Origin of the sequence: Vibrio sp. 10N.222.52.B12 (genome assembly GCF_002875385.1) — a bacterium.
In the GTDB taxonomy this organism is placed as follows: Bacteria; Pseudomonadota; Gammaproteobacteria; order Enterobacterales; family Vibrionaceae; genus Vibrio; species Vibrio jasicida.
In genome coordinates this window covers 12,574-31,604 of the sequence record NZ_MDAW01000149.1, presented here as the reverse complement: position 1 = coordinate 31,604, position 19,031 = coordinate 12,574, and the positions used below count along the sequence as shown (strand labels likewise).

Sequence of the window (19,031 nt, the reverse complement as noted above, 5' to 3'; positions counted from 1 at the left end):
CATGGGTATTTCAGAAAGAGCAGATCAAAGAAACCACTTTAGCGAAAGGAGTAAAAAGAAGCGGCCCCGCTTTACAGCATCGTTAACGGGGCTGCCATGATGACTTACCCTCGAAACTCGTAAGCATCGCTCTGAGAGTCTGGAACACCCTTAAACTGAGCGCGTTCGATATCCAGAATCGTTCGATAACTCAAAGATAGAAGTGCGATTTGGAAGGCTCCAAAAATACCGAAAATAACGCCAGATACGACCAATGCGAAAAGATGGGTGAACTCAGCGAACACAAATTGACTAACCGATCCCACAACCAAAGGAATTAGCCCCATCAAAATAAAAATCTGCTTGTTGAAAGGACGACTTTGTCGCCATGCATTACCAAGGCTTCTCGGTTCACGATCTAACGCCGTTGCAGGTAACACTAAGGACCAACGGGAAAGAACCCAGTATCCCGGAACACTCAGCAGCAAGGTAACAAGGTTCATTGTGAACTCACTGATCTCTCCGCCTTCAAAGACGATAAAAAACGTCACGAGAAATATTGGTAACGCGATGATCAAGCCCATTGATAAACCGAACAAAATCCACCAGCCAATAAACCGTAACTCTCGCATGGATAAGCGCATCACATCGAGAACAGAACGCATGTATTCATGAGCAAGATAAATACGGTGGATGCGAACCGCCGCCATTGCCGCAACCAGCGGGTACAAAAGGAAAGTCGTAATAAAGAAACCAGCACCAAAGTTAGAAAAGTCAGGCTCTTGCGATCCTTGAACTAGGGCTTCTTGGTATTGGGTAATAAAGATCGTGTGAACCACGATCAAAGGAATACAAGCGACAACTATCGCGAGCAGATTTGCTCTGACCATTACTACTGCTTCTTGGCAAATAGCCGCAACAGAAAACCGATTATCAGACATAAAAATATCCTTACTTTTATAAATACCTAGCCATAGATTACGCCTCAAGAATAGAAGGCGTACAAAAATAAAGGTGAAACTCATCTCATAGTAAAAAGATCGATGAGTACATTGTTGGAATAAGAATGAACAGAAAAAAGCCACTCAAAAGAGTGGCTTTGAAACATCAATTAAGTACGGCGACGTCGACCAAGTAGCGCCAGTAGCATTAATGCCCAATAAGAGACACTACCGCCACTGTCAGATTTTTTGAAATCGACACTCTTAACTGAAGCCACGACGGAAACATTGATGGATCCTTTGGTAGTACCACCCATGCCATCAGAAACAGTGTATTCCAACTGAACGTTCGCGACTTCATCATCTGGTGCTTGATATTCGACTTTACCGTTAAGGACACTCGCAGAGCCGTCTCCAGACAAGTTATTTACACTTTGCAATATGAGTGTGTCTTCATTGAAATCCGAATCATTACTCAACACATCAATCACAATACTCTTACCCGCTTCAACACTGGCAGAGTCTGGTTGCGTCACCGGCGCAGTATTCTCAACTTCAACATCGACTGTTGCACTTGAAGACAATCCGCTTGGATCGGTGACCGTCACTTGGAACGTTAGAACCTCACCGGCTTTCGTACCTTGAACGACACTAAAACTTGCGTCTGCGCTGCTTGTATTCGTCAATGTTGCTGCCGTACCGGAGGTTTGTACCCACGTATATTCAAGCGCATCACCATCTGGGTCCGTACTCGATGCCGCTGATAAGCTTCCTTTGCCATCAACACTCATGCTGCTGGTATCAACGTCAATACTCGCGGTTGGCGCTTCATTTTGACCATTCACTGTCACTTGAACGGTGACTGATGCCGAGTTCAATGCACCATCAGAAGAAACAAGACGATATTGGAAACGATCAGTCCCTACAAAGCCCATTTGTGGTTGGTATTTATTCCCACTAATAGATCCATGTGTCGGTTGCTGCGTGTGTTCAACATTAAATTGATAACCTGGAGCAACAAAGTCATTGTCCATTAAGTTCAGATCAACAGAAACATTCTTATCGGTTTCAATGATATCGGCTTTTGCTTCAACAAGGCTGTTTGTGTCGATATCAAATAAGGCGGCGAAAGGAATGAAAGAAAAGCTTTGTCTCGTTAAACCATTTGCGTAAATCGCGTTGCTGCGACCAGCCCACATCGTTGGTTGAGATTGCAATTCTGTCGCTAACGCACTTTCAAAATTGAAATTAGTTTCAAAACGCCCACCTTCAAGCTCAACGACTAGCAAGTGATGACCCGCACTTAGTTGACTAGGTTGATCAAAAAGAATACGTGAGGAACCTTGCAAAGAACCTTCTTGTAGCAACTGAGCTTCACTTTCCTCTAACCACAGGCTGTAAGTTTCTAAACCTGTTGATGGGAAACGCCACACCTTATAATTCATCGAATTCTCAAAGCTGTCTAACGTGGCGTAAACCTGAAGGCCATCAAGTTGCGATGCGGCTTTGAGGTCAATAGAAATGCCCAACGCGTTATCCGTTCCCGACATCACATAGCCTTGATAGAACGAATTTTTCCAAGCCGATTTATTTGGCTCATTTGGCATCGTTAATGAGAAGGTCGCGCTACTGGCGTTACTCGTAATATTCGAAATAGTGACGTCGGTGTTGTATCCCGTAATACTACTCAAGCTAGGAATAGAGAAATCAGAGATAGCCGTAGCACCATTTGGGTACAAATCGCCACTGTCACTTGGGAATCCCCACTCAAGCTCACGCTCACCATCGGCTTGCATGATTTGCACCTGCATATCGCCAGCACCATTGAAAGGATTCAAGATATTCACCGACGTAGCGAGAACACCTTCTCCTGCCAATGCACGGTCGTAATCAACATGGGTACGATTTTCAAGGTAAACGCGAGGGCCATGTTCTTTTAAGTAAGGATCAAGGTAAACCAGCTCTACCTCGCCATTCGATACCGAGGAAGATTCGTCCGTTTGGGCGATTTCTGGTACGACAAACCCAGCGGCATGCTTGCTCCACGCACTCATATTAACGGGGGTATCGCCAGCATAGCTGTCCCCTGGTTTCATCGCCCATGAACCAGCGCCCATCACTCCCCACTGACCAATAGAGGCCAAACCGTTGTAGGAGTATAGGTCCGGTAAACCAAGCATAAGATGACCAAGTTCGTGAACGATCACTCCCAATGTCGATTGGTGCGTCACTTGGAAATCAGCAAACACGCAATACTCTGTGATCGTTTTACCGTCGATGGTTACATCATCATGAGAGAATTTGTGCGGCCAAATTGATGGGCGATCAAGATAGTCTGTCGAACGGTCACCACCAGCAAAAATAAACATCACTGACAGTTCTGTCGGGTCAATACGCCCGTTGTCATTGACATCGTATTGGGCCAAGTTTAAGTACGGGTCCAATTTTTGATAGGCCTCCGCAAAAACGGCCTTGGTCTCTACATCACACGCATCACCACCAAAACTGCTGTTACAATCTGGGTGGTTTTGGTCAACGCTAACACCGATCACACCATCATTTTCCGTCCCGTATGTTTCAACGGCTGGAACAACACGATATTGCCCTTTCGAGTTCTTGTCGTAGTAATCCACCACACTTTGACGATTTTCACCAAACACCAAAGGTTGGAAATCATGCACCATCGCTTGATCATTAAAGGACACTTCGACAACCAATAGTGGTTGCTGCTTAACACTCGCCCCACTCATCGCTTGAATTCCCTGAGCTTGGCGCATCATATTGGCGCGCGCTCTTGGTTCTATGCCTTTCAATGAAGACATCGACTGCTTGAGCAAGACGCTTGGGCGATTTTTTGCAATGGCAGGTGCAGTGGCTGCTTGTGTCTTTTCAACACCCGTTGAAACCAAAACAGGGCGATCGGATTTACGTTCAATTTGGGCGTAAAACCAAGTCTCACCCTGTTTGATCAGCGCATTACCTTGTTTATCTTCGTGCCAGTGAAAACTTGCGCTACCACGCAGAATCACATCACTAGAAGTACCATCGCTTAGGGCGACTACTCGCCAATTGGGGGAAGGAGGGGTGGTTGCCATGCTTTGACCAGATACGAAAGCGGCCAGCATGGTGAGTGCTAGTGTCTTGAACTTCAAACTACGGCTCCATGAGTTCGATGCGCGAATTACGCATTCCATACGCAAATAAAACAACAAGTTGTATATGAAAGAACTATGGGATAGTACAGAAATCGTTAAGGATTGAAATACTACTAATGCAAATAAATCGAAATTATTCTCATTTCTGCAGCGTATTTATAAAAAACGCGAGCGCAGTTAAACCGCCATACTCGCGTAATCGTTTGCTGATAACAGATCTATTACTAACCAGTTAAGACATTGTCTTCTGGGTATTTGATTAGCGTTGGTTCTGGACGCGCTAGCATATAAGCCAGTGTCAGTGGACCAATACGACCAATGATCATCACTACTATCATGATGTACTTGCCTGGTTCAGAAAGATCAGCCGTCAAACCAGCAGTTAATCCAACAGTCGCAAAAGCAGAAATCGTCTCGAACATCACCTTATCAAAGTCGGCTTTCTCGGTGAGCATGAGCAAAAACATTGCCGTCGTGAGAATAGCCCCGCTCACAACAATAATCGCAAGCGACTTAGTAACGGTTTGCCAATTGACGGTACGTTTGAAAATGACGACATGCTTTTTCTGACGAAGGAACGCCCATGTCGCCATAAACGCGACAGCAAAAGTAGACACCTTAATACCACCGCCGGTTGAGGTAGAACCTGCACCGATAAGCATCAATACAATCATCACCAGCAAAGCTGGCTGAGTAAATTGTGCTAGATCGACACTATTAAAACCCGCTGTACGTGCGCTGGCAGATTGGAAGAACGCCGCTAACCACTGCCCCGCTACAGGCAAAGATTCCATTGTGTTCGGATTGTGTCTTTCCAATAACCAGAACATGATGGTCCCAACGGCAAGCAATACGGGGGTCGCAATCAACATAATCTTGGTATGCAAGTGCAAAAAGTGAAAACCTTTTCGCCAATGCAACCACAAGTCACCAATAACAGTGAAACCCAAACCACCGAATATGAACAATGCCGCCAACGTAAAGATCACCACTGGGTCATTCACAAAGCTCATCATGCTATCTGAGAACAATGCAAATCCGGCGTTGTTGAACGCAGAGATAGAATGGAACAGTGCGTAGAACATCCCCGTTTGCCAACCCATTTCAGGCACCCAACGGAAAGAAAGGAAAATAAAACCTATCGTTTCTGCGATCAGGGCAAACACCACGATTTTCTTAACCAGCTTACGCAAGTTAACCTGACGGTCTTGTCCTAAGGCATCTTTTGCCAAGGCTTGTTGACGCAAGCTAAGGCGAACACCAAACATATAAAGCAATACCGCAGACAACGTCATTTGCCCTAGCCCACCGATTTGCATCAAGCACATCAGCAAAATCTTACCGGCCAAGGTGAAGTGTTGCCCCGTATCAACGACCCCAAGCCCCGTCACACTGATGGCAGAAGTCGCAGTAAATAGCGCATCGGTAATCGACAGACCGGTCACCGAAAACATAGGTAAGGTTAGCAAAACAGCAGAAGGTAATAACACACCGAGAAAGCTCAGCAATATAATGCGCGGCTCGCCACCTTTCGCTTTATCTCGTTTGCCGTCTGGGACGTAGAACACGCCTCTCTGGTGAAATTGGCTCATAATGATTTCAGCTTGCTTGCTAATTTATCTTGAGGGCCGACAACAATAATAAGGTCACCAATTTCTAATGTCGTGGTGAGCTCGGGCGCTTTGATGATTTCTGGACCACGCTTAAAGCCCAGCACTTGAACACCTTCCACTTTGCACAAAGCCAGTTCGCCCAAGGTTTTGCCCATCCAACGAGAGCCAATGACAAACTCAGTCATTGCCAAGCCACTGCCCAGAGGGTGGAACTCCAACACACGCTTATCCAACATCTTACGTGCAACGCGGATACCCATGTCTCGCTCTGGCATGATCACGTGGTCTGCACCAATTTTTTGCAGTACGCGAGCTTGGAAGCGGTCGTTTGCCTTCACCCAAACGGATTTCACGCCGGCTTCCTTCGCGATCAAAGTGGCGAGGATGCTGGCATTAACATCAGCACCGATGGCGATCATGACCATGTCATAGTCATCGAGCTTAAGTTCGGTCACCGTCTCTTCATGAGTGCAGTTTGCAACAATGGCTTGGCTAACAAAACTCGCAGCTTCTTTTACACGATCTTCATTAACGTCTACCGCCAAAACTTGTGAGCCAGAATCTTGCAGTTCTTTACACACGGCTAAGCCGAAACGACCTAGACCAATTACAGCAAATTGCTTATCACCCGTTTTCATTTGTGCCTCATTTATGCGTTGAATAGCAAGCGCGAAAGTCTGCGCCTATTCCCTATCATCTGCAAACTAGACGACAGAAAATTGACAGAAGATTAACTGAAACGTTCGCACAAAAACTTTTTAAAGCGTAGACGCAACTAGCGAGTTTTCCTACTTATTGTCAATTAAATCAGAACAATAGCTAACTGACTCACACTCATGCTATTCACACAGTTATCAATATATATTTTTGACAGATGCTTTATTTGTAAAGACTATCAATCCCGAAAATTATTTCGTGTTCTTTGCTTTTTGCACGTATAAAAACCAACCAAGTTGATCTTTTCATCAACAAATTAGCCATTTACTCTGACGTTTGTTATAGTGCGCGCCGACAAATTAGTTTGTACTCTAAGTAGTTTTGAGAGGGATGATGTCTACAACTAAGGATAAGTACAGTATTGATAATACTGACTACACGGTCGGCCAAGACAACGTTCAAAAGTGGGGATTTGATGTTCATAACCCTGTTTTTGGCACCAGCGCTGGCTTGATCATTATTTTTTTAATCGCACTTCTGCTCGTCGACCCAGCCACTGCAAAAGCAAGCCTTGATGGTGTCAAATGGCAGATCATCGGAAGCTTTGATGATCTCTTCATGTGGGCTGGCAATATCTTTTTAATCTTCTGTATTGGTTTGATCTTTTCTCCTTTTGGCAAGATCCGCATTGGCGGTGAGAACGCAAAGCCGGAACATTCCAACATTTCTTGGATTGCGATGTTGTTTGCTGCTGGCATGGGCATCGGTCTCATGTTTTGGGGCGTTGCCGAACCTGTCGCATACTTTACAGGTTGGTACGAGACTCCACTTGGCGTAACGCCATTTACAGAAGAAGCCAAACAAGTCGCACTTGGGGCAACCATGTTCCACTGGGGTCTGCACCCTTGGGCAATCTACGCCGTTGTTGCACTGTCTATGGCTTTCTTTGCCTTTAATAAAGGCCTACCACTTTCAATCCGTTCCGTCTTTTACCCGCTGCTTGGTGATCGCACGTGGGGTTGGTTTGGCCATGTGATTGATGTTCTGGCCGTGCTCGCAACACTCTTTGGTCTAGCAACCTCGTTAGGTCTAGGCGCGCAGCAAGCTGCAAGCGGTATCGCGCATGTGATGGGCATTGAAAGTGGCATTGGAATGCAACTTGGGGTGATCGCTTTCGTTACTACACTTGCGGTTGTGTCGGTCATTCGAGGAATCGATGGCGGCGTAAAAGTGCTGAGCAACATCAACCTTACTATGGCTTTTGCTCTATTGGTCTTTGTTATCCTAGCGGGTCTTGCCGTCGCGTTGAGTACTATCCCGACTACGCTAATGGGTTACGTTGAGAACATTATTCCTCTTAGCAACCCGTATGGCCGAGAAGATGAAGCGTGGATGCACGGTTGGACAGTGTTCTACTGGGCTTGGTGGATTTCATCGTCACCATGTGTGGGTATGTTCATTGCACGAGTATCAAAAGGACGTACGGTTCGCGAATTCCTTACTGCTGTGATTTTAATTCCGACGCTCATAACGCTAATTTGGATGTCCGCATTTGGTGGCATTGCGATAGACCAAGTAATGAACAAAGTGGGAGAGCTTGGTACGAATGGGCTTACCGACCTAACACTGTCACTATTCTATGCTTATGAAGCAATGCCAATGAGCTCGATTTTGTCTGTCATTTCGATTGTTCTGATCATGGTGTTCTTTATTACCTCGTCAGACTCTGCATCACTGGTTGTCGATAGTATTACCGCTGGTGGTAAAGTGGATGCGCCAGTACCACAACGTATCTTCTGGGCAACCATAGAAGGTGCTATTGCGGCTGTTCTACTGTGGATTGGTGGTACAGAAGCAATTCAAGCCCTGCAAGCCGGTACGATTTCAACTGGTCTGCCATTCACCATCATTCTATTGGTTATGTGTGTCAGTCTGGTGATGGGTATGCGCACAGAACCTCAGTTCATTCAGCGACGTTTAGCGAAAGCGAACTAGACAGACAGAACCTGAACCCACCTAGCTTGAACAGGGTTGTAAAAAGCAAAGAAGCCGCATCGAAATGCGGCTTCTTTTTTTAGTTCTGCGTCTTTAACAAGGATTATTTTTAATCGCGCTTGTCAGCGTTGTCTCGACGAGGACGATCATTGTCTTGTGGTCTACGTTTGTTCTTTGGTACGTAGTTCAAGATAGAAATTGGCACTGGCTTTCTTGGTGTGAAACCTTCGATTTCCACACGTTCAAGCAAGTGACCCAGACGGCTTTCAATCATGCATAGGTTTTTGAAGTCATCTTTTGATACCAGTGAAATCGCTTCACCTTGTGCACCAGCACGGCCAGTACGACCAATACGGTGAACGTATTCATCCGCTGGGAATGGCAAGTCGTAGTTAATAACAACAGGTAGGTTGTCGATATCAATACCACGCGCCGCAACACCCGTTGCCACTAAGTACTGGATTTCACCCGCTTTAAACTGCTCAATCAACTCTTGGCGAACGCGTTGGTTACGACCACTGTGGAACGCCTCTGCCACGATACCACGCTTCTCTAGTTGAGAAACCAACTTCGCCGCGCCGTGTTTTGTCTCGATAAACACCAACACTTGCGACCAGTCGTTTTCCGTCAGCATATGGCTCAGTAGTGACGACTTCATGTCTTTATCGACGGTAGTGATCCACTGCTTGATGTTCGACTTAGATGCGCTGTGCTTCGCAATGGTGATCTCTTCAGGGTCAACGATAGCGTTTTTCGCCAAGTCACGAACTGGGTTTGATAGCGTCGCTGAGAACAACAAGCTTTGAATGTCTTCTGGCATGCAATCGACGATCTTATCAATCGAATCGATAAAGCCCATATCCAACATCTTATCGGCTTCATCCAGAACCAGCATTTCCACTTCATCAAAGTGAATGGCACGTTGGCCGTAAAGGTCAATCAAACGGCCTGGCGTGCTTACGACAATATCCACGCCTTCAATCAGCGCTTGTTTCTGTGGCGCATAATCCACACCACCAAACATCGCCATAGAACGAAGCGATAAGTTTTTGCCGTATGCCTCGATGCTCTGGTGTACTTGAAGTGCTAACTCACGTGTCGGGGTCAAAATGATCGCACGAGCGCGCTTCTTACGCTGAGTTTCCCCTTTGCTGAGTTTTTCTAAGATTGGTAGTACAAAGCCAGCAGTCTTACCGGTACCAGTTTGTGCTGCGGCAATCAAATTGCTGCCACGCAAAACAATCGGAATGGCTTTTTGTTGGATAGAAGTCGGTTTTTCATAACCCAGCGCCTTCACTGCATCAGTGATAGGTGCGCTTAAACCAAGCTTAGAAAATGGCATAGAAAAGTCTCAACAGAGGAAATGGGCGCGTAGTGTATCAGAATCCGAACTAAGTAACAGAATCATTCATACCTGAACAAGCCGGAGACGATAAGCAAATTCTATCCTTTTAATAAGGCATCTGATTGTTACAGCGTGATGATTTATTGACCACCTCACACTTCTTCCCCTTGAACCTCGTTATGCTGCAAGAGTGTGCATCACTGGAAAACTTCATGGATATTTTATTACTGGTTGGATTAATCGCGCTTAATGGTGTTTTTGCCATGTCTGAGATAGCGTTAGTCACAGCCAAAAGCGGCCGACTGAAAAAGTTTGCCCAACACAGCGCTTCTGCCCGCCTCGCTCTGCAATTAAAAAACAACCCAACGCAATTCCTCTCCACAATCCAAATCGGCATCACCGTGATTGGTATCCTCAGCGGTATTTTTGGTGAAGCCACCCTTTCAGTTCCCTTTGAGCATTGGCTTGTCGCACAAGGCCTAGAACGAGAGGTCGCCACCATCCTTGCCACCGCCATTGTCGTCGTCATGATCACCTACTTTGCAATCGTAGTGGGTGAGCTAGTTCCTAAACGCTTCGCTCAAAACAACCCAGAGCGTATTGCTGTTCTTGTGGCCTACCCTATTCATTGGTTGGCCAAGTTAACGACTCCGTTTGTCATGTTACTGACGCTATCGACAGAATCTTTACTGAGATTGCTACGCCAAAACCACACCGGTGAAATCGTAACAGAAGAAGATATATTTGCTGTGGTCAGTGAAGGTTCTGAATGTGGTGCAATCGAGCCTCAGGAACAGCTGATGATCCGTAACCTTCTGCACTTGAATGACCGCTTGGCGCTCTCTTTAATGACACCACGCTGTGACATTCACTATCTCGATCTGGATTTACCACTCGATGCAATACTGAAGAATTTACGTCAAACTCAGCATTCCGTTTGGCCGGTATGTAAAGGCGGCTTGGATAACATCATTGGGACCATTTCTTCTAAAGCGTTGCTCGATGAGTATGACGAGCTATCAATATCGCGGTTAGCAAAATTACTCAAACGTTCACGTTTTGTTCCTGAGTCCATGAAAGGGCTACCGTTGCTCAACTACATGCAGCAAACCAGCACCGAAATGGTCTTTATCGTTGACGAATATGGCGACGTGCAGGGCCTAGTGACACACTACGATTTGCTCAAATCTATCGCTGGTGAGTTAGGCATGGCACCACAGCAAATCTGGGCGAAAAAACAGAAAGACGGCAGTTGGATAATGGACGCCTTGATTCCGATGAATGAGCTGAAATACAAACTTGAGCTCAGCAGCATTGAGGGAGAAGAAAGCGAGGGCTTCCAAACCTTAAATGGTTTTCTGACTTGGTTAATTGGCCGCGTGCCTGCTCAAGGAGAAACCGTTGAATATCAACAGTGGCAATTTGACGTGTTGCAGGTCAAGAGCAATCGGATCACACAAGTTAAAGTAACGGAAATGGTGAGAGAATTCGAAGCTGAGCAATAAGGCTAATTACGAATTTACGAGTGTTTGACTCAAACAAAAAACAGCCTCTCGATAGAGGCTGTTTTGCTAAATGAAATTCACGATCTTCGTTTCGATTAGAACAAGTACGTTGCGCTTACATACGCACTACGGCCTTTTTCAGAGTAGCCGTAGTAATCGTCTTCATCGTCCAACTCGACATCAAAAATGTTGTTTAAACCCGCTTTAAGGTTCAACTGTTGGAAATCGTAACCCACACCAAGACCGACTAGCGTGTAACCATCCACCGTTTTGTTTTCACGGCTTAGGTTCGTGATCACTTGTTCACCGATGTAATTCACACGAGCAAACGTTGTGAATGAATCAAACACTTCCCAATTGACGTCCAGGTTCGCTAGATGCTCAGGTGTTTGCATGAGCGTATCACCTGTACTCTTGTCTTTAGCGTCCGTGTAAGTGTAGTTACCTTTCAGGTTGATGCTGTCTGTAATGTCATACCAACCTTCAAGCTCAATACCTTTGATCTCCGCTTTACCGATGTTTTGGTAAGTGAAGATTGGCATAGGGCCATCCATACCAACAACCTTGGTTAGGTCACGTTCGATCTTGTTCTTCAAATCCGTGTAGTAGTACATCAGACCTACGCCCATTGATGTTGATTCGTACGCAAGACCTGCTTCGTAGCTTTCTGATTCTTCCGGTTTAAGATCATCATTACCCGTTAACCAACAACGGTTACCACAACTGATTACGCGAACTTGGTCACTGCTTTCCATCATGCCAGGAGCTCGGAAGCCACCACCAGCACCGCCTTTCAAGACAAACTCATCGGTGATGCTGTAAACGGCATAAACCCGCGGGCTAAAGTGACTGCCATAGACCTCATGAAAATCTTGACGGCCACCCAATGTCAGCGCCAGTTTGTCGAGATCAAATTCACCTTGAACAAATACCGCACCTTGGTAGTTATCGATATCACCAGATGGAACATCACGGCTGTTTTTCAGCTCAGAAGTACGGTATTCACCTCCGAATACCCACTCATGCGAATCACGCCACAAACCAGAAAGTTTGAAATCGAGAGTATTATTTTGTAAGTCGACATCCGCAGCGCCGTTAGTGTAAGCCGTACTTGCATCGTCAAGTTGCATGCTCTCACCGTAGAAACGTACTTGTGAATCTACCGTGTCCCAAGCGCCTTCATGCGTTAAACCGTAGTTCCAGCGCGTCGAGTCTTGTGTGTTCGTTTGAGGGCCTGAACGAGGGTGAACCCAATCTGCTTCACGCTCATCTTTGGTGTAGATAACATCCGCAATCAAACGCTGTTCTTCGGTTAATTGCCATGCGAGCTCACCAAACACATTGGTCGTGTCTTTCTGCTCTAGCGCATCAAAATTAGGATTTGTGTCTGTGCGCCAAGGGTCACGTGTAGAGCTTTCAACAATGATGCTGCCTTCTACATTTTGCGTCAGTTCGCCGCTCGCGTAAGCATGACCTTTCAGACCATCACCACCGTCACCTTCAAGAATGCTCTCGTATTCAAGACCAACCGAGCCGGATAACTCTTCCGTTGGTGATTTCAAGATCACGTTCACCACACCACCCATGGCCTCAGAACCATAAAGGGAAGAAACCGGGCCACGAACCACTTCAATACGCTGAATCGCCGTTAAAGGGATACTCGATAGGTCAAAGTCATTACCTCGAATAAGCGCATCTTGTGAGTTAATTCGACGACCATTGATCAAGATTAGCGTGTGCTTGGAATCCAAACCACGAATACGGATAGTATTACGACCATAAGCGGTGCTGCTCAAAACACTCACACCCGTCGCACTACGAATCGCTTCTGAGATATCTTTCACTGGCATCTTTGAGATGTCTTCTGCGGTGATAACCGAAACAGAAGCTGGTGCGGTCAATTCTGAGTGTTGGGTAAGGGTTGCAGTAACAACCATACGTTCCATTTCCAACACTTCATCTTGATCATCAGCAACAGCATAACCACTTAGCGCCGTCAAAAGTGCTCCTGCGAGCATAGAAGGCATAAATGTGGGCTTTTTAACTAAACTTTTCACTGCATATCCTTATATCTATTTTATAAATAAATTGAGCTCGCAAACTCTAATAAACGAATGTATAAATGACAATTATTATTACTCGCATTAGCATTTACATTTGAGCTGTATTGTATTTTTGAACTGCAACAGGTTGAAAAGTGACACTATTGAAAAACGACAAGCTAGTTAACATTCTTGCCCCTCTCTGTCTTCACTTAGAAAGTGCCAGTCCAACGGTTCACATCGTAAAAGCCACACCCGATATGTACGATAAAGTGGGCCTTCTCGAGGAAGAGCAACAAATTCATAAAGCCGTTAAAAAGCGTCAACGAGAATTCCGAGCCGGACGTCAATCCGCTCGAGAAGCCATAAAGCGATTGGTATCAAACGATTCTGAATTAGCTCAGGTACCCATTCTTTCAGGCAAAGCTAGAGAGCCCTTATTCCCGAGCCTCATCAGCGGCAGCATCAGTCACACCGACAGCCTATGCCTCGCAGCGTGTGCGTTAAAAAGTGAAGTACCGAGTTTAGGTATTGATGTGGAAAACAATACCCCTCTCGCCTCGCACCTTTTTTCTAGCATCTACACCCAGAGCGAAAAGGCATTAATGGAGACGTCCAACACCCTCCCAGATACACTGATATTCAGCATTAAAGAGAGCCTGTTTAAATGTCTCTACCCGTTTGTTCAGGTGTACTTCGACTTTCTAGATGCACAAATCACCCTGCAGCCGGACGCTGAAAACGCCGGTCAATTTCACTTCGAACTGATTGGAGAGAATCGAACTTTATTGCAGGCTAACTTGCCGAATCTCTCCTTTCATGGCCGCTATTGCTTTACCGAGCAATACGTTTTCTCGTTGTGCTTTTTTTCCTCATGAATGTGTCATTATTTTTGTTCAATAACCTTTTTGATCACCATTTGTTGTCGAGCATTAACCAGCGGCAACCGTTGTTCTAAAAGCGCTTTCCACATTGGTGGTACTGTGACGCCCTTGGCATCTAACTGACGCGTTTGTGGACCTAAATACCAATAGGCATCCACCAGCTGCTCAAGGGAAGTAAACGCGTAAGGGTTCACCGGTGGCTTTTTCGGAATAATGTCGAGAAACGATTTCTTTTTAAGATGAGGCTGCGTCGTTGTATAAATACCCCGCTCAGTGCTGCCCCATTCACTTGGTAAAATGTGTGGCCAAACTGATACATATTGTTCGCCAAACTTCTGTTTCGCTAGGTCACCAAAAGTTTTATGTTTGGACATGAACCCTAAGGTTGGGGAACGCTTAAGAATGTGTCTTGCTCCAACAAGCACCACCACACCCTGTGCCTGTTTCTGTTGCAGCTTTTCAACGCCGTCCACTAAGGCTTGGTCACGTTGAGCATTCAACTTACTCAGTTCAGAAGGATGTTGAATGGCTTGCCAATTGAACGACGGCTCCGTCAGCACGACTTTGATCGGCACGTTGCGCTCAGCATTCGCTGCTCGCAATCGATGAAAAAATTGGCCGTAACACGGATGCATCCATGCAGGAAAGGCGATTGAATCTAACCATACGGCAGCCAATTCAGTGTCGGTGACCGCCTCTCCCAATAAGTAGTTGTTAAGCAGCGCTTGATGCTTAGCGTTACCAAACTCGATGAACAAATGCGTGAATGCCCCATCCAATTGAGGATCGAGCAACACCTCGGTCATTTGCTCAAATAAATCGGCATACCAATGTGCCTCGCCAAGCGCCAAAATAGCGCCTGATTCCAACTTATTTTTGAAGAAAGTCAGAGGGGAAATCATCCCCTCCAACATCGCACTTGGCTTAAATTGAGCTGTCGAATCAAACATCGAAATTCTCTCTCAACTCTTTCACCATATGCGTACCGATTTCACGCAGCATATCTGGGCGCATCATGTCACGGTGAATACAGGCCACATCAATCACTTTCAAGTCGCCGTCCATGTATTTGAACCATCCATTGCGATCCAAAAAGGCCTCTTCTGGTGGCTTCTCAGCATTAAAGAACAGCACATCGCCTTGATATTGATAGTCAATGGCATCACGGACACGTTGGTTGTTGTTGATTACGACGTCGATCATCGCCGTGATGGTTTCAGTACTTAAGTGCGCCATAGACGAGCCCGCATCCTGCAAGATATCGATCACTTCTGGCTTCGTAATACTGGAATGCGCGGCTTCATCAAACTCAACGCCGGCCATACGAATCAGTGCGCCGAGCGCTTGCTCTTCTCCCGGTGGATGGATGGTTTGCCACTGCTCTGCAGGGTAAGAATCTAACAGCGTAACCAAACCAACTTCTTGGCCTTGTTCTTGTAAGATGCCCGCCATTAGGTGAACAATCATGCCACCAATTGACCAGCCCAGAAGATGGTAAGGACCAAAAGGTTGCTCTTCACGAATCGCGGCAACGTAGTCTTCTGCCATTTCTTTCATGCTCTTTGGCAATGGTGCAGAAGGGTCACCCAGATTACGAGCTTGCACGCCATAGAGAGGAACATCGGATGGAATGATCGGCGTTAAAGCCGCGTAGCACCAACTTAAGCCACCCGCAGGGTGTACACAGAAAATGGCCGCTTTCCCTTCACGTTTACGCAGTGGCAATAACATGTTCAGGGCATCATCACTTTCACTGCCATTCAACTTGGCGGCAATCCCAGAGACAGTCGGCGATTCAAATACGGCTGCCAATGACAGTTCAATTCCCATGATTTCTTTCACATGAGCAATCAACTGTGCGGCAAGCAAAGAGTGACCACCTAGTTCGAAGAAGTTGTCATCAACGCCTACCGCAGGTAAATCAAGCAGTTGGCAGAACAGCTTACACAAACGTTCTTCAACAAGGTTGCTTGGCCCTTTTGTACCGACCTGACCAGACAAATCTGGCTTCGGCAACGCGTTGCGATCCAGCTTACCGTTTGGCGTTAACGGGAAAGTATCCAACGTCACAAAGTAACTTGGAACCATGTACTCTGGCAGCGGTTCGGCAAGGAATCGCTGCAGCAAGTTGCTATCAACACCCTGTTCTGGATCTTCTGCCGTAACATACGCTACGAGGCGTTTGTCACCATCGGCATATTCCTGCGCCAATACCGCAACTTGCGCGACACTTGGGTGATTTGCTAAGGCGTTTTCAATTTCTTCAAGCTCTATACGGAAACCTCGAATCTTGACCTGAAAATCACTACGCCCGCAGTATTCAATCGCCCCGTCTTTTCGCCAACGAGCCAAATCACCAGATAAGTACATTCGGCTGCCTTTTGGTCCGAATGGGCTTTCAATGAAACGCTCTGCGGTCAGTTCTGGCTGGCCGTGATAACCCAACGCTAATTGTCGACCCGCAATATAAAGATGACCGACGACACCCGGCGGTACTGGATTTAATGCATCATCCAAAATGTAAATTTGGGTATTCCACACAGGGCGGCCTATTGGTGTCGAATTACCTTGCGCATTCGCCTCACTTGGCCAATAAGTCACATCAACAGCCGCTTCTGTCGGACCATACAAGTTGTGTAATGGCGCACTAAAGTCTTGGTAATAATGATTCACCAACTCCATCGGTAGCGCTTCACCACTACAAAAAACTTGGCGTAAACTCTGGCACAAATTGGCATCGGCTTGTTGGACGAAGATTTGCAGCATTGAAGGCACAAAGTGCAAGGTCGTGATTTTCTCTCGATGGATAAGATCTTGCAGATAAATAGGATCTTTATGCCCTTCCGGTTTTGCGACCACCAAGCATGAACCGACGATCATTGGCCAGAAAAATTCCCAAATAGAGACATCAAAACCTGCAGGCGTTTTTTGTAATACCCGGTCTTTGGCATCAATTGGGTATTGGTCGTGCATCCACAGCAATCGGTTGACGATAGCATCGTGAGTAACCACAACACCTTTTGGTTTGCCCGTAGAACCAGAGGTATAAATCATGTAAGCCGGAGAGTGAGGTTCCGGACGCACTTGTGGTGGTAATGCCTCAACCACCTTATAAATAGTTGGCAACGTCGCGTCATCAACCAACTTCACCTCCACACCTTGTGGCAATTTGCTTTGTAGCTCGGTCGTCGAGAATACAAACTTCGGTGCAGAAGATTCCAACATGTAGTGGATTCGGCCTTCTGGGTAATCTGGATCAATCGGTACGTAAACCGCACCAGCAGCAAGAATCGCCTGTTGTACGACAATCAGTTCTTCACTTCTTGGGATGCAAACCGCAATGCGATCTCCCAGCTCAACCCCTTGCGCGGTTAACCAGTTCGTCAAGGAGTACACTTTTTTCGCTAACTGCTCATAGCTGAGCTTTTGTCCTTCAAAAATGAGGGCGGGAGCATGAGGCGTCAGAATACGTTGCCTTGCCAACAAGGCAGCTAGGGTCGTTTCTGGCACCTCGTGGTCGGTATCATTCCAAGTTTCGATGACCTTTTCTTTCTCCCCAGAGAGAAGAATATTCACGTCACTGATTTGGCATAACGATGGGTCTTGAGCTTGCGCGCTTGCAAAAAAGTCGCTCATAAAGTGGAACAAGCGCTGCTGGTGCTCTTTAATGTCTTGGTCAGAATACAGCTCTGGATTGGCATCCATATCTATGTGAAGTTGACCGTCAAGCTCATAACAATAGAAGGAAATATCATCCACGGGCCCCGCTGACAGGTTATGCGCTTTCGAAGCCAACTCGCCAAATTTATGTTCATACTCAAACGGCATGATATTGACCAAAGGGCCAAATAGATTGCGGTTGTCTTTTACTAGATTCAATTCGCGGTGCAGTTCTTCATAGCGGTACCCTTGGTGACGACGAACAGATGAGAACTCTTGGTTTACCTGTTTAACTAGCGTTTTGATGTCCGTACCTTGAGTAAAACTCACTCGCACTGGCAAGATATTCACTCGCATCGCTGGCGTTTGAATTGCCACTGAACCTAAGCGACCCATCAACGGCACACCAAGCACCACTTCGTTGGAACGCGTCATACGATGAACATACGCAGCAATGGAAGCGATCAGCACACTGTACCAGTGCGTTCGGCATTGCTTCGCCAACAATTCCATATGCTGGAAATCTTCTACTGGCATCGCGCCTTTCAAGCGTAAGAAGTGATCAGATGTCACTGTCGGTTTACCCGCTAAGTTAACCGTATCAGAGTGGTCGGCATAACGTTGTAAGTAGAAGGTACGGTCTTTTTGGTATTTTTCCGACGCTTTATAGTCGTTGTCTTCTTTAAGCAACGCGTGTTGATCCACCAATTGGATCTCGTCAAACTGCTCTCCCTTCGTAAGTTGGCCATAGATATGAGCAATACGCGAAGCGATCAACGACATGCTGTAGCCGTCAATAGCAATGTGGTGAAGTGACAGGAACCAAACAAACTTATCTTCTGCAAGCTTAAGCAGCGCCATAATAAACAAAGGGCCTTGCTCCAAATCGACGGGCTGCTTCAACTCTTTCTTCATCCAATCGACTGCAGACTCGAGTGGCACATCATGTTGCGAGAAGTCGATTCGCTCTACCTGCCAGTTTTGTCTATCAATCACCATGCGAGGGCCTTCGGTGGTAGTGACAAACTTCGCGTGTAACGAGTCAACTTCATCAATGGCGTTTTTTACCGCTTCAACAAAACAAGGCTCATCCACCTTGCCATCAATCACTAAGTATTCGCCAGTCTTGTAAATTGGATTATCCGGGTCGCGCAACTGAGCAAACCAAATCCCTGCTTGGGCATCCGTAAGCGGCAGCAATTGCTCCGCTGTATAAGGTAAATCGTACATGTCCATTCCTTTGTTACTCTTCCTC

The 19,031-nt window shown here is 46.3% G+C and carries 11 protein-coding genes; 3 read left to right on the top strand and 8 right to left on the bottom strand.

What is annotated here, in order from left to right:
- Positions 1 to 104: 104 nt before the first annotated feature.
- The 4 genes from BCT11_RS22890 to BCT11_RS22875 all read right to left on the bottom strand — a co-directional run bounded on the left by BCT11_RS22890 (position 105) and on the right by BCT11_RS22875 (position 6,326).
- Positions 105 to 920: a hypothetical protein gene (locus BCT11_RS22890; RefSeq protein WP_042602172.1), complete on the bottom strand. Its 816-nt coding sequence runs from the start codon at positions 918 to 920 to the stop codon at positions 105 to 107.
- Positions 921 to 1,090: 170 nt separating this feature from the next.
- Complete coding sequence (locus tag BCT11_RS22885; RefSeq protein ID WP_102389357.1) at positions 1,091 to 4,072, bottom strand: M6 family metalloprotease domain-containing protein; 2,982 nt, start codon at positions 4,070 to 4,072, stop codon at positions 1,091 to 1,093.
- Positions 4,073 to 4,299: 227 nt separating this feature from the next.
- Positions 4,300 to 5,667: a TrkH family potassium uptake protein gene (locus BCT11_RS22880; protein ID WP_042602174.1), complete on the bottom strand. Its 1,368-nt coding sequence runs from the start codon at positions 5,665 to 5,667 to the stop codon at positions 4,300 to 4,302.
- Positions 5,664 to 6,326 carry a TrkA family potassium uptake protein gene (locus BCT11_RS22875; RefSeq protein WP_038865576.1) on the bottom strand — a complete coding sequence of 221 codons (663 nt, stop codon included), beginning with the start codon at positions 6,324 to 6,326 and terminating at the stop codon, positions 5,664 to 5,666. Before BCT11_RS22875 ends, BCT11_RS22880 begins: the two co-directional genes overlap by 4 nt.
- A gap of 412 nt (positions 6,327 to 6,738) precedes the next feature.
- Between BCT11_RS22875 and BCT11_RS22870 the strand changes: the two genes are divergently transcribed.
- Positions 6,739 to 8,340 (top strand): BCCT family transporter, encoded by a 1,602-nt coding sequence (locus BCT11_RS22870; RefSeq protein WP_102389356.1) that lies wholly within the window; start codon positions 6,739 to 6,741, stop codon positions 8,338 to 8,340.
- A gap of 109 nt (positions 8,341 to 8,449) precedes the next feature.
- On the opposite strand, the gene BCT11_RS22865 is transcribed toward BCT11_RS22870, so the two are convergent.
- Complete coding sequence (locus BCT11_RS22865) at positions 8,450 to 9,682, bottom strand: DEAD/DEAH box helicase (protein WP_038865578.1); 1,233 nt, start codon at positions 9,680 to 9,682, stop codon at positions 8,450 to 8,452.
- Positions 9,683 to 9,864: 182 nt separating this feature from the next.
- On the opposite strand from BCT11_RS22865, the gene BCT11_RS22860 reads away from it, so the two are divergent.
- On the top strand, positions 9,865 to 11,190 hold the full coding sequence (locus tag BCT11_RS22860; protein WP_102389382.1) for a hemolysin family protein: 1,326 nt from the start codon (positions 9,865 to 9,867) through the stop codon (positions 11,188 to 11,190).
- Between the two features lie 95 nt (positions 11,191 to 11,285).
- Here BCT11_RS22860 and BCT11_RS22855 read toward each other — a convergent pair whose 3' ends face one another.
- On the bottom strand, positions 11,286 to 13,247 hold the full coding sequence (locus tag BCT11_RS22855) for a TonB-dependent receptor (protein ID WP_102389355.1): 1,962 nt from the start codon (positions 13,245 to 13,247) through the stop codon (positions 11,286 to 11,288).
- Between the two features lie 140 nt (positions 13,248 to 13,387).
- Here BCT11_RS22855 and BCT11_RS22850 point away from each other — a divergent pair, with 140 nt between their 5' ends.
- Positions 13,388 to 14,110: a 4'-phosphopantetheinyl transferase superfamily protein gene (locus tag BCT11_RS22850; protein WP_198593988.1), complete on the top strand. Its 723-nt coding sequence runs from the start codon at positions 13,388 to 13,390 to the stop codon at positions 14,108 to 14,110.
- Positions 14,111 to 14,118: 8 nt separating this feature from the next.
- Here the strand turns inward: BCT11_RS22850 and BCT11_RS22845 are convergent, their stop codons facing one another.
- Both BCT11_RS22845 and BCT11_RS22840 read right to left on the bottom strand, forming a co-directional pair.
- Entirely contained in the window at positions 14,119 to 15,066 is a 948-nt protein-coding gene (locus tag BCT11_RS22845; protein WP_102389354.1) for a hypothetical protein, read from the bottom strand.
- Entirely contained in the window at positions 15,059 to 19,006 is a 3,948-nt protein-coding gene (locus tag BCT11_RS22840; RefSeq protein ID WP_102389353.1) for an enterobactin synthase subunit F, read from the bottom strand. The genes BCT11_RS22845 and BCT11_RS22840 overlap by 8 nt, the downstream gene beginning before the upstream one ends.
- Positions 19,007 to 19,031 lie beyond the last annotated feature (25 nt).